The organism is Bifidobacterium sp. ESL0764 (assembly GCF_029395515.1).
Lineage (GTDB): Bacteria > Actinomycetota > Actinomycetes > Actinomycetales > Bifidobacteriaceae > Bifidobacterium.
The window spans coordinates 1,683,479-1,695,753 of record NZ_CP113919.1 but is presented as its reverse complement, the minus strand read 5'-3'; the positions used below and the strand labels follow the sequence as shown (position 1 = coordinate 1,695,753).

The 12,275-nt window shown below is 58.4% G+C and carries 10 protein-coding genes and 1 tRNA gene; 7 read left to right on the top strand and 4 right to left on the bottom strand.

Annotation, left to right across the window (positions count from 1 at the left end):
• Positions 1 to 137: 137 nt before the first annotated feature.
• Positions 138 to 1,325 carry an MFS transporter gene (locus OZX71_RS06455; protein WP_277159748.1) on the bottom strand — a complete coding sequence of 396 codons (1,188 nt, stop codon included), beginning with the start codon at positions 1,323 to 1,325 and terminating at the stop codon, positions 138 to 140.
• A 179-nt stretch (positions 1,326 to 1,504) separates the two neighbouring features.
• Positions 1,505 to 1,581 (bottom strand) — tRNA-Pro (locus OZX71_RS06450).
• A gap of 307 nt (positions 1,582 to 1,888) precedes the next feature.
• Between OZX71_RS06450 and lysS the strand changes: the two genes are divergently transcribed.
• The 3 genes from lysS (at position 1,889) to OZX71_RS06435 (ending at position 5,681) form a co-directional block, all read left to right on the top strand.
• The gene (gene lysS / locus OZX71_RS06445) at positions 1,889 to 3,553 is read left to right on the top strand and encodes a lysine--tRNA ligase (protein ID WP_277159747.1); all 1,665 of its coding nucleotides are present in this window, start codon (positions 1,889 to 1,891) and stop codon (positions 3,551 to 3,553) included.
• 120 nt (positions 3,554 to 3,673) lie between these two features.
• Positions 3,674 to 4,720 carry a 1,4-dihydroxy-2-naphthoate octaprenyltransferase gene (gene menA / locus OZX71_RS06440; protein WP_277146373.1) on the top strand — a complete coding sequence of 349 codons (1,047 nt, stop codon included), beginning with the start codon at positions 3,674 to 3,676 and terminating at the stop codon, positions 4,718 to 4,720.
• A 214-nt stretch (positions 4,721 to 4,934) separates the two neighbouring features.
• The gene (locus OZX71_RS06435; RefSeq protein WP_348519524.1) at positions 4,935 to 5,681 is read left to right on the top strand and encodes a phosphoglyceromutase; all 747 of its coding nucleotides are present in this window, start codon (positions 4,935 to 4,937) and stop codon (positions 5,679 to 5,681) included.
• 199 nt (positions 5,682 to 5,880) lie between these two features.
• On the opposite strand, the gene phoU is transcribed toward OZX71_RS06435, so the two are convergent.
• Both phoU and OZX71_RS06425 read right to left on the bottom strand, forming a co-directional pair.
• Complete coding sequence (phoU, locus tag OZX71_RS06430) at positions 5,881 to 6,558, bottom strand: phosphate signaling complex protein PhoU (RefSeq protein ID WP_277146376.1); 678 nt, start codon at positions 6,556 to 6,558, stop codon at positions 5,881 to 5,883.
• Between the two features lie 182 nt (positions 6,559 to 6,740).
• Entirely contained in the window at positions 6,741 to 6,998 is a 258-nt protein-coding gene (locus OZX71_RS06425; protein WP_277146377.1) for a hypothetical protein, read from the bottom strand.
• Between the two features lie 118 nt (positions 6,999 to 7,116).
• Between OZX71_RS06425 and manA the strand changes: the two genes are divergently transcribed.
• From manA to OZX71_RS06405, 4 genes are all read left to right on the top strand, one after another.
• Positions 7,117 to 8,778 carry a mannose-6-phosphate isomerase, class I gene (gene manA, locus OZX71_RS06420; RefSeq protein WP_277159746.1) on the top strand — a complete coding sequence of 554 codons (1,662 nt, stop codon included), beginning with the start codon at positions 7,117 to 7,119 and terminating at the stop codon, positions 8,776 to 8,778.
• A 354-nt stretch (positions 8,779 to 9,132) separates the two neighbouring features.
• Positions 9,133 to 10,023 (top strand): CHAP domain-containing protein, encoded by an 891-nt coding sequence (locus OZX71_RS06415; RefSeq protein ID WP_277159745.1) that lies wholly within the window; start codon positions 9,133 to 9,135, stop codon positions 10,021 to 10,023.
• A gap of 199 nt (positions 10,024 to 10,222) precedes the next feature.
• Complete coding sequence (locus OZX71_RS06410; protein WP_277146381.1) at positions 10,223 to 10,936, top strand: C40 family peptidase; 714 nt, start codon at positions 10,223 to 10,225, stop codon at positions 10,934 to 10,936.
• A 156-nt stretch (positions 10,937 to 11,092) separates the two neighbouring features.
• Positions 11,093 to 12,100, top strand: a complete 1,008-nt coding sequence (locus OZX71_RS06405) for a universal stress protein (protein ID WP_277159744.1) — start codon at positions 11,093 to 11,095, stop codon at positions 12,098 to 12,100.
• Positions 12,101 to 12,275 lie beyond the last annotated feature (175 nt).

Genomic DNA, 12,275 nt, shown 5'->3' with positions numbered 1-12,275 from the left:
AGATATGACGATATATACTCCGATATTCTCCTTGAGCAATTAGGGAATGCTGTTGATATCCTCACGCGAAGTTGTTATCCGGTTTGTTCCAACGGCCGGCTATCGACCGGTTTCAAGAGGATTGATGCCGGCGAATCTCAGACGTCGACCGGCTGCAGACGCTCGAAGGCCGAGGTGCGGGTTTCGTAACGCAGCGAATACACGGCAAGCAGGATGGTGGCCGCCAACGCGAAGGGGATGCCGCCCAACGCGGGGAAGTGGTAGTTCATGTGCGAGATGGTGAGCATGCCGCCGCCCACCGCCGAACCGACTGCGTTGCCGAGGTTGAACGCGACCTGCACCGCCGCCCCGCCGATCAGTTCTCCGCCGCCCTGGCCAGCTTCGGCCATCAGCAGCTGCTGCGGGGTGTTGATGAAGAACAGGGCGAAGGCGATGATAAAAGTGAAAACCGCCGTATCAAGCCTGTTTCCGGGCACGAAAAACACCAGAACCAAGCCGATGACGCTGAAGCATTGGCCAAGAGAGGCCGTTCCTGCGGCACGCCAGTGATCGGTCAAGTGCCCGCCGAGGAGTCCTCCGATCACCATCGCAAAGCCCGCGAGCATCATCAGCAGCGGCACCGTGCCGGAGGCGTAGCCGCCGACTTTCTGCAGCCACGGCGACACATAGCTCCACCAGGTGAAGATGCCGGCATTGCCGGTGAACACCGCGATGAGGATGAACCAGGGCCCAAGCTTGGTCAGGAACCTGAACTGTCCGAGAATGCCGGCGTCCTTGACTGGCGCGATGTGCGGTATCCATGCCGCCACCAGCACCACCGTCAGGGCGGCGATTCCTGCAAGGATCAGGAAGGCGAAACGCCAGGAAAAGTGCTCGGCGATGAAGGTGGCGGCCGGCACGCCCAGCATGTTGGCCACGGTCTGCCCGGTCATGCTCAGTGAGACCGTTTTGGCTTCTTTTCCCGGTTGCGCCAACGTTTTGGCCACCAATGCCGCCGTGCCGAAGAACGCGCCGTGGGGAAGCCCGGAGATGAAACGGCCGATGGTGAGCAATGTGGCGGTCGGCGCGAGCGAGCTGAAAAGATCGCCGGCGAAGGCGATGACCATGAACATGACGATAAGCTTTTTGGGGCCGGCCTTGCGCCCGAAAATCAGCATCAGGGTCCCGACGCACACGCCGATGGCATAGGCCGAAATGAAGTTGCCGGCTGACGGGATGTTCACACGCATGTCCCGCGCCGCCTGGGGCAGGACGCCCATCATCATGAATTCCGCGGCTCCGTATGCGAATGCGCCGCAGGCCAGGGCAATGATGCTTTTCTTCAACTTGGTTCCTTGCAAGTCGGTTCCGTTTCTTTCGTGATGTCGTATCGTGTTTTCGGCGTCCGGTGAAGACGCGCGTTCTGAGACTCCCGCTTCTGCTTAATACCATGGTAATAACATAAAAATGCTTTTTCAGTGTCTCAGACATGACGAAACCCCTTGCAAAACAAGGGGTTTCTAGTTGGTCGGGCTGGCGAGATTTGAACTCGCGGCCTCTTCGTCCCGAACGAAGCGCGCTACCAAGCTGCGCTACAGCCCGATGAACAACAGAGATATGATACAACGAACCCGGGGACGAGTCCAGCGTGCGTGTCGAATGTGAATATCGCCCGTCGCTGTTGTCGAGTTCTCACGGAGAATACTGCAGATGGTTACGATGTCGGCTGATTGGTCTCATTTTGCGTTGTTTCCAGCACTAGGCAGTGTATATGTGCTGGAAACAACGTATTCAGCGCTGCAGGATGCGTTCTTTTTAGCATAAATGTGTGTGGAGTGCTGGAAACAACGCAAAAAATTCCATAAGAATGCGTAACGTGTGTATCGGCTGCTCGGTACACTCATTAACTATGAGCGAAACCAATGAGACCGGCGAAAACCGGAATGAAGAAGAGGCCGAGGCCCCGGTAATGTCCACCGTCGAGCGTGCGGAGCTGCGGCTTAAGCAGGACGAGGCCATCGCAGAGAATATCAATGAAGGCAAATCCTTCGATGAGGCCATCGATCCGACCAACAAGCAGTTCGGCCCGGAAGGCCAGCCCGAGCAGGTGCAGATGCGCGTGGCCAAGCGCGCCCAGATGTTGAAGGACGGCGTTAACCCGTATCCGGTCGTCGTCCGCCCGAGCGACACGATTCCCGCCGTGCGCGCCAAATACGACGGCAAGCTCGAGGCCGGACAGGAGACCGAGGACGTGGTCTCCATCGCCGGGCGCGTGCTGTTTTTGCGCAACGGTGGAGGTCTGTGCTTCGTGCAGCTTTCCGCCGGCGACGGCACCAAGATCCAGGGCATGATCTCGAAGAAGGAGATCGGCGCCGATTCGCTGAAGGCATTCAAGCAGTTCGTCGATCTGGGCGACCACCTCTATCTCAAGGGGCGCGTGATTGCCTCCAAGACCGGCGAGCTCTCCATCTTCGCCAGCGAGTGGAAGATCGCGTCCAAGGCGCTGCAGCCTCTGCCGGCCCTGCACAAGGAGCTGACCGAGGACACCCGCACCCGCAAACCGTATATCGGCATGATCGCCGACGAGAAGATCCGAGACATGGTACGCAAGCGCTCCAAGGTCGTCTCCTCGCTGCGCAACACCTTCGCCCAGGATGACTTCCTCGAGGTCGAGACTCCGATGCTGCAGACCGTGCACGGGGGAGCGGCGGCCCGTCCGTTCACCACCCACATGAACGCCTTCGACATCGACCTCTACCTGCGCATCGCGCCGGAACTGTTCTTGAAGCGCTGCCTGGTCGGTGGCATCGAGCGCGTCTTCGAGATCAACCGCGACTTCCGCAACGAGGGCGTCGACGGCACGCACGCCCCGGAGTTCACCATGCTCGAGGCCTACCAGTCCTACGGTAACTACGACACCATCGCGGACCTGACCAAGAAGCTCATCCAGCGCGCGGCCATCGACGCCTTCGGCTCCACCAAGGTCACCCTGCTCGACGGCAGCGAATACGACTTCGGCGGTGAATGGAAGAAGATCTCCATGTACGACTCGCTCTCCGAATCGCTGGGCGAGGAGATCACCCCGGAGACCAGCGTCGAGCACCTGGGCGCCATCGCCGACAAGCTCGGTGTGGAACGCGACGAGGTCGAGAACCACGGCAAGCTGGTCGAGCATCTTTGGGAGCACTTCTACGAGGCCGATCTGGGAGCCACGGTGCCGACCTTCGTGCGCGACTTCCCGGTGGAGACCAGCCCGCTGGTCAAGGCCCACCGCTCCAAGCCCGGCATGGTCGAGAAGTGGGACCTCTACGTGCGCGGCTTCGAGCTGGCGACCGGCTATTCCGAGCTCAACGACCCGGTGGTGCAGCGCCAGCGCCTGGTCGACCAGGCCAAGGACGCGCTCGCGGGCGACGTCGAGGCGATGGACATCGACGAGGACTTCCTCGAGGCCCTCGGCGTGGGCATGCCCCCGACCGGCGGCATGGGCATGGGCATCGACCGTCTGCTGATCGCCCTGACCGGCGCGACGATCCGCGAGACCATCACCTTCCCGTTGGTCAAGCCGCTCAACTGATAGGTCGTTGATTTGAGAAGAGGCATCAGGTCGGTCATCTAACCTGATGCTTCTTTGTATGGACGCTGCATTCGCGGGAACCGAAAAGACAAGGAAGCAGGAGTACAGGGAATGAAGAACATGTCGTTGTGGGTTAACGGGCTGCGGCCCAAGACGTTGCCGGCGTCTATCGCGCCTGTGCTGGTCGGCATCGCCGCAGGTTATCCTCTGCTGGAAGCGCAGGCAGCCAGTTGCAGCACCGGAGCAAAAGAGCTGGTCGGCTGTGTGGCGGAGCCCAGCGGTTTGAGCGCTTCGCCCGCAGGTGTGTCATGGGGGAAGTTCGTGTTGCTCGCGGTGCTCTGTGTGGTCGTCGCGCTGTTCATCCAAATCGCCGCCAATTTCGCCAACGATTATTCTGATGGTATTCGTGGCACGGATGCCGGGCGTGGGGACGCGGAAGTGAAGACGGCCAAACCGCAACGTCTCACCGTCTCCGGCCTTGTCAAGCCCGGGCAGGTGCTCGCTGCCGCCGGCGTCAACGCCTTCATCGCCTGCGTGGCGGGCCTTGCCATCACCATCATTACCGGCCACTGGTGGCTTATCGCGCTCGGTGTGCTGTGTCTGCTTGCCGGATGGTTCTATGTCGGCGGCAAACATCCGTATGGCTATGCCGGTTTCGGCGAGGTCGGCGTCTTCATCTTCTTCGGTCTGGTGGCCGTTTTGGGCAGCGAATATGTGTTGGCCGGCCGCCTCGATATCTGGGGTGTCTATGGTGCGGTCATCTGCGGGCTTTATTCCTGCGCCATTCTCATGGTCAACAATCTGCGTGACGTCGACGAAGACAAGGTCAGCGGCAAGATGACCCTCGGCGTGCGGCTTGGCAAACGCGGGGCCAGAAGTGTGCTGCTGTTCGTCTATTTCGTGTGCTTGGCGGCGACGGTCGTGCTCGGTTTCGTGGGGTTGATCGATTTGTTCATCGCCACTCAGAGCGTTCATTTTGCCGGCATCATACTGGCTGTTTTGGCGCTTGTTCTTGCGGTTCTGGCGGCAATGGTCGGCTTTGGCATGATCAACGGCGTGCTCGCCGGCAACTTCGTCAAGGCATTGCCGATGTGCAGCATGACCTTGCTGGTATTCGCCGTCCTGTTCGTCATCGTCAAAATTGAGCAGGTCCTGCTCGGCGTTTGAGCGACGAAAGGGAATACGCCGCAATCTGCCGCAATGCAAGCGGTTGCTGGCAACCAGGACCGCTGAAGAAGGGATTCTTGGCCTAGCCGGTGTCTGGTGATAGCCGCAATCGACGATCCGTTGCCACGGAGGATGAAACAATTGGCAAATGGTATATTGTGAGCGTTCACAATATTACCGTCCGCCCGTCTTATTTATCGCCTATCATTGAATTATGTCTTATAGATTAGTATTGCTCCGGCACGGCCAGAGCGCATGGAATAAAACAAACCAGTTCACCGGCTGGGTGGATGTTCCGCTCACCGATAAGGGCGTCGAGGAAGCCAAGCACGGTGGCCAGCTGCTGAAGGAGAAGAACGTCCTTCCCGACATCGTCTTCACCTCGCTGCTGCGTCGTGCGATCAACACCGCCAACTATGCGCTGGACGAGGCCGATCGCCTTTGGATTCCGGTGAAGCGCAGCTGGCGCCTGAACGAGCGTCACTACGGTGCGCTGCAGGGCAAGAACAAGTCCGAGATCCGCGAGAAGTACGGCGACGAGAAGTTCATGATCTGGCGTCGTTCCTACGGCACCCCGCCGCCGGACATCGATCCCAACGACGAGTTCGCGCAGAACAACGACCCGCGTTACGCCGGCGATCCGGTGCCTGAGGCCGAGGCTCTGTCCAACGTCGTCAAGCGCGTCACCCCGTACTGGAACTCCGACATCGTTCCCGAGCTCAAGAGCGGCAAGACCGTCCTGATCGCCGCGCACGGCAATTCCCTGCGCGCCATCGTCAAGATGCTCGACGGCTTGAGCGAGGAGGAGATCTCCAAGGTCAATATTCCGACGGGCATCCCGCTGGTCTATGAGCTTGACGAGGATATGAAGCCGATTAAGCCTCGTGGCGAGTACCTTGATCCCGAAGCCGCGAAGGCGGGCGCTGCCGCTGTGGCTGCGCAGGGTCAGGCCAAGAAGTAAGTCTCGACTTTACTGTTAACGACAAAAGGCGAACCGCGTGATGTTGCGGTTCGTCTTTTCGTATCTTCATAGCTGATATGTCAATCGCGGAATGCTGTATCTTGTGATGACATATCTTGGTATGACCTATTTTGCAATGGCGGTTTATATGAGCCGGTTTATATGAGCCGGTTTATATGAACCGGCAAATATTCGAGGCTCAGTCCTCGTCCAGGTCCCGGGGCTCCTTGCTCGGGTCGAAGCCGGAAACGATATAGACCACCTGACGGGCCGTGGAAACGGCATGGTCACCGAGACGCTCCATGAACCGTGCGGTCAGCACCACGTCGATAAGCTGCTGCTTCGTGCCTTCCCATGAGTCGTCGAGCACCAGTTCGAAGCTTTCCTGGTGCAGCTCGTCGAGTTTGTTGTCGTCGGCGATAATCTGCTGGGCCAGCGTCGTGTCGCGGTCGGCGAGCATTTCCGGCAATCTGTCGGCGGTGACGTCGAGCAGGGCGCGCATGCACCAGAAAATGTGACGCGTCTTCTCGTCTTCCGGCAGCGCCGAGGCGGGGTAGGCCCGGTACGCTGTTTGCGCGATGTGCTGGGCCAAATCGCCCATGCGCTCGATGGTGGAGGCCAGGCGCAGCGTGGCGACGACCACGCGCAGGTCCGTGGCCACGGGGCTTTGCTGGGCCAACAGCTTGACGCACTGGTCGAGAACCTGCTTTTCCAGCGCATCGATGGCCGCATCGCCGTCGATCACGGATTTGGCCGCGTCCGCGTTGCGGTCCATCAGGGCTTTTCCGGCACCGTGAATCGCGGCGCAGACACCGTTGGCCATGCGCTCCAGATCGTCGGCGACCGCTTTGAGTTCCTCGTTGTAGATGACGCGCATATGAGCTTCTTTCGTAGTGGTTGGATATGCCGGGTATGCGTTGGTGTTCTTAAGGATATTGGTAAGTGTTGATTATTGGTAATTATTGATTGTTGATTATTGATTATCGCCAGTCGATTGAACGCCGAATCAGTGTCTAATTTCCGGGATCCAAAAACAGTCCAATTGATCGTATGGTGGCTTCAGTTGGCTCCGAGCCTGCGATAATCCCAGCGGTCAAAATGCTCCCAAATCAGCATCAGTACACCGATGATGACGCCTGATGAACACAGGATGATCGCCTCGACGACGTGGAATCCGCAGACGAGCAATACGGCGCTGACCGCAAGGGCGATGAGCCACCAGCTGGTGATGATCAGAAACGTCTTGCGCAAATCGACCTGAACGGGCTTCGGCGCGGGCTTACAGACATCCGGGTTGATGATCGGTGCGAACTTCATGCGTCCGATTTTAGTATCCGGGGTTAACCTTAAGTTGGCTATACGCTGATTCTGTTAGCGAATCGGTATGAGAGACGTGAGAGCATGGAGTCAACGTTACCTACAAGGAGTTTTGCAAGTGTATTCGATCCACCCGGTTGTCAAGCGGTATGCCTGGGGTTCCTATACCCATTTGCAGACGATGTTCGCCTCCCAGCTCTCGTCTCAGGACGCGCCTTCGTCTTCGGAAAGCGAGAATCCCGCGTCTCGGGGCGGCGAGGGGCAATCATTCGTCGGCGAAAGCCGGCTGCCTGCAGCGGGAGCCCGGCGGCCCTGGTCTGATGCCGGTGCGATCAACGATGATGGCCCGCTTGCGGAGATGTGGTTCAGCGGTCACGTCCAGTGGCCTTCGCGGGTGGACCTGAATCCGGAACAGGCCTTGGAAAATTGTTCTGAAGGTAAGAAGCATAAGCGGGACAAGGCGTTGGCGAGGTTGCGCAATTCGCGTGTCGTCGGCACGCAAGCGACCGGGGAGCACCGTGATTGGATGACGTTGACCGATCTCATCCGTGCCGACCCGGAAGACATGCTTGGCGCTCGCTGCTCCGATACATTCGGTCCGGTTCTGCCGTATCTCTTGAAAGTCATTTCCGCGCGTATCCCGCTTTCCCTGCAGGTCCATCCCGTCGATTTCCAGGCGCGTGCGGGTTTCAACGCCGAGAACGCGGGGCGTGTGCCGGTTCAAGCGCCGGAACGCTCTTTCAAGGACCCGGTGGCGAAGAACGAGATGGTCGTCGCTCTGGAGCCCTTCGAAGCGTCCGTCGGTTTCGCGACGCCGACGTTCATGCTTTCCAATCTGACGTTGGTGGACCATCCCGTCGCCCGGCGCATGGTGGAGGCGCTGACCCCGCAGCCGCACCACGGCATGCATGTCATGGGAGGCATGCACGGCATACATGCAATGTTCAACACGCCCCAGCGTTCGCCGGAATCCGAAAACGACGATTTCGGACAGGCCGATGCGTTGATGCCCATAGCCTCCAAGGTCTGGCAGCCGACCCATAAACGCATTTTCCGCGCCTTTCACGCGGCCGTTTCGGCCGGTCCTGTCACAGGTTTGCGCGAGGCCTTGGCGAATGCGGCTTCCCAGGTTTCCAGTGAACACTCCAAGCTGGCCTTCCACCACGCTCTTGTCGCCGAAGAAGCTTTTGGGGGCGATCCCAGTGTATTGGCGCTGTTGATGATGAATCCCCTTGCATTGCAGGAAGGCGAGTCCGTCTTTATCCCGGCCGGAACCCCACATGCCTATATCCATGGCACCGGTGTGGAAATCATGACCAATTCCGATAACGTATTACGTGCTGGCATGACGGTGAAGCACAAGGACATCCCCGACTTCCTGCAAAGCCTTGATTGCAATTCGTCGCTGCCTGTCGACCCGAGCGTCAGCTGGATGGCCGATTGGGGGGCGGTGTTCGGCAACCGGGTCATCTACCGGCCGAAAATCGATGAATTCATGTTGAGCTATGGCAGAGTCGGCACCGGCCAGCGTCCTTGGCCGATGATGGAGCGGCTGTCTCGCCGATACGGCAGGCTCATGACCGGGGTGACGCTCACCAACAGGCATGTTGGTCCAAGAATCGTGGTGTGTATAGAAGGTGCGGTAAAGGTCGTCACCTCGTACGAGTCCAAGGTCCTTCATCAGGGCGAGGCGGTTTTCGTTCCGGCCGCCGACGGCCGTGTGCGTCTGGAGGCGGATGGCGAGGCAGGCACGTTCATCATGGCTTCCACGCAGGTATGAGCCTTGCCGTTTCGTTGATTTTGCAGGGGTTTGCGGCGGATGCTACGGCTTGGCCGGCGTGTGGCGCCGCCTTGGAATCCGGCCTGTTTCGTCGGTATGTTTTTGTGAAGGAAATGTGACACGCCGACAAACCGATAGGATTCTGCGGTTTTTATACAGTATCTGTTTGATTGTGTTTAAAAAAATCAGGGCTTGAAGTATTCTTGTAGCAGAAATTAAGAAATGGTAGATGCGTTTTGCGATGTCTTATTGATACGGTGTTGTACCTGTAAAGTTCGTTAAGGCATTTCTGCTGGAATGTTGTCCGCAAGGAGTTGGTTTATGGTTCGCGCTGCGCACAAGGCACGGAGAGGTATGAAGCGGTCTGTCGCCGTTTCGTCCCTTTTCGCTCCCGCAAAGGGGACGCACTCGTTGAAAGCGGTGCGGCAGGCGCAGGCTGTGGCAACCAATGGCGCCATGGTCGGATTGACCCCGGAGGTCGTCGACAAGCTCAACGAGATCGCACCTGAAACGCGTCGTTCCATTCGTCTGGCCCGTGAATCAGAAAACCGTCGGCATGCCGCCGTCGTTTCGGCTTCTCTGGCGGCATTGGTCGGTGCCACTGCCACCGCTGTAATGGCCGGCAATCCCAGCAGGCCGAGCTTGGGCGCAGGCGAGGAAACCACTACTACCTCTACGTTGAAGCCTGTTCATGCCGCTTCGCGTTCCGAAGACCGCGTTCCCTTGCGGTCCGCCGGTTCGCAGGGCACTTGGAACCTTGGGGAATCGAATACCTCGCTTGACGTTTCGGCGATGTCGAAATCCATCGCCAACAATCCGCAGATCGCCAATCTGATGGATCAGGATTACAAGGCATTGCCTGCCGGTTTCAACCCGAACCATGCGACGGGGGACGCCGGCAATGCCTATGAGTTCAGCCAATGCACCTGGTGGGTCTATGTGCGCCGGCATCAGCTTGGGCTTCCTGCAGGTTCGCAGATGGGTAACGGTGCCCAGTGGGCGGATTCGGCTCGCGCTTTAGGTTACTGGGTGGATAATTCGGCCCGTCACGTAGGCGATATTATGGTCTTCGCACCCGGCCAGGATGGCACCGACCCGAGCTATGGCCATGTCGCCGTCATCGAGCAGATCAATCCGGACGGTTCCGTCGTCACTTCCGAATGCGGTTCCGTAATGCAGGGCAAGACCTATTCGAAGACCTATTCGGCTAGCCAGGTCGCCGCGCACCAGATCATTCATTACTGAGGCCGCGGTCTTTTTTGGTTTTGCTTTCATAGAAATTTGTGAAGATTACACAGGCGACGACTACGTTACGATTTCCTGCGATTCGTGCTGTAATCGAGGAAACCGGCTCATTCGACCGGGCGGGGATTCGGTCGGTTTCATTGTTCCGACAGGTTGTCGCCGATTCATAATGTAGAAGTTTCATGGTAATCTGATAGACATGATAAAAGCTTCGAAGATCTGTGCATCATTGGCTGCGTTCGCATTGAGCGCCTCGGCCCTCGCTGCATTCTCTCCATCCGCCTTCGCTGCCAATGAAGGCAACGATCCGGTCACTTCTTCTCGTTCGTTCCGCAAGGTCAATACCGTTCGCAAAGACCTGCTGAAGGAATCCACCTCCACCAGTGTCGACGCCAAGTCGGATTGGGGAGGCATCGAATCGTTGGATGTTCCTCAGACTCAATCGCAGGCCGAGAAGGATGCCGCTGCCGCCAAGGCACGTGCGGATCAGGCTGCGGCCGCTTCCCGTTCCGCTGCGAGGGATTCTTTGTCGGCACCCCAGAATTTCACCGTCACGCCTCCTAACGGGCAGTCGGTTTCCAGCCTGCTCACCTTTGCCAATCAGTTTATCGGCAAGGTTCCGTATGTGAGTGGCGGCACCTCTCCGGCAGGTTGGGATTGCTCGGGGTTTGTGCAGTATGTGTTTGCCCAGATAGGCGTAGCATTGCCGCGCACCTCCGGTGCTCAGGCGACCGCCGGCAGGCCTGTGGCCGACTTGAGCCAGGCAATGCCGGGCGATATCATCGCCAATGCCGGTCATGCAGCCATATACGTTGGCAACGGCATGGTGGTGAACGCCCAGCTGAACGGAACGCAGTATGATTCGGTGCCGGTCGTGTTCAGCGGTGGTTACTCCATTCGCAGGGTTCTCTGATACCGCTTAAGGCAGGGTCAAAGAAAGCCGTGTTCAAGATGCGCTCCTTCGGGGGCGTTTTCTTATATAACGAAGAATTCGGCAGCTGGCTCTTAAAGCTGGTATTCTTGAGGTAGAGCCGTTATCAACGGTGTCACGTATGTCAAGGAGGTAGTCATGGTAAACGACAAGGCTATTCTGGTAGGTGTGGATGGTTCGCAAGCCAGCTACAAGGCGACCTGGTGGGCCGCAAACTATGCCAAGCATGCAGGGCTGATGTTGCAGATTGTCTGCGCCTATTCGCTGCCAAGCTATGCGGCGGTCTCGTTCGATTCCACCTACACTTCCATGGGCGATGACAACGCGGCCCATATCGACGCGCAGGAGATTCTTTCCAAGGCCAAGGCCATCGCCGACGAGCAGGGTGTCGAGGCGCAGACGCTGATCGTCACCGGCGATCCCTCTTCGGTCTTCGTCGAGCTTTCCCGTAATTACAATCTGATCGTCATCGGCAACCGTGGCAAGGGCGGCCTCGCCGAGCGCCTTCTGGGAACCACCAGCTCGTCGCTGCCGGCCTACGCCTATTGCCCGATCATCGTGGTGCCCTATACCGACGACGACGGCAAGACGATGCATCTGAACAACACCATCAAGCGCGTGGCCGTCGGCATCGACGCCAGCGCGTGGGGGCTGAAGGCGCTGCAGATCGCCGCGGATCTTTCCGCGGACCGCGGTGCCGAGCTCGATGTCATCGACGCGGTGGCAGGCTTGCAGGGCGTCAGCGATGAGGACGGCGTTTACGATTCCTATATGGAAGACCTCGAAACGCAGATCGCCCCTGTTCGCGAGGCCCATCCGGAGCTCAAGATCACCAAGACCATCGTTCCGGAATCCGCTGTCAGCGCCTTGACCAAGGCCAGCTACGATCACGACATCGTGGTGGTCGGTTCCCGTGGCAAGGGAGGGTTCACCGGTCTCTTGGTCGGTTCCACCAGCCAAGGCCTTATCCAGCACGCGGCCGGCCCGGTCTATGTGGTTCCGCGCAAGTATGTCGAAGCCGAGAAGTCCCGCTCCGACGGTGCCATCGAAGGCATCGAAGGCGTCGAGCAGATTTCCGTGAAGACCGCCGACAGCTCTGCGGCCGAAGCCATCGAGTCCTCCATCGATCCGGAGCACGAGGCCTGAAAGTTTTTATGTAAAATGCGGGTGTGAATCCCATTCAAGGGTTCACCCCGCATTTTTCGTATCCGTGCCAGCGCGTCTGAATTCGTTGATTTGTGCGGTATTGTATTACACGCATGATGGATTACTATAGACATCAGATTTTGAGTGTTGTAGATGTGCGGTTGTCGCTGCCGTT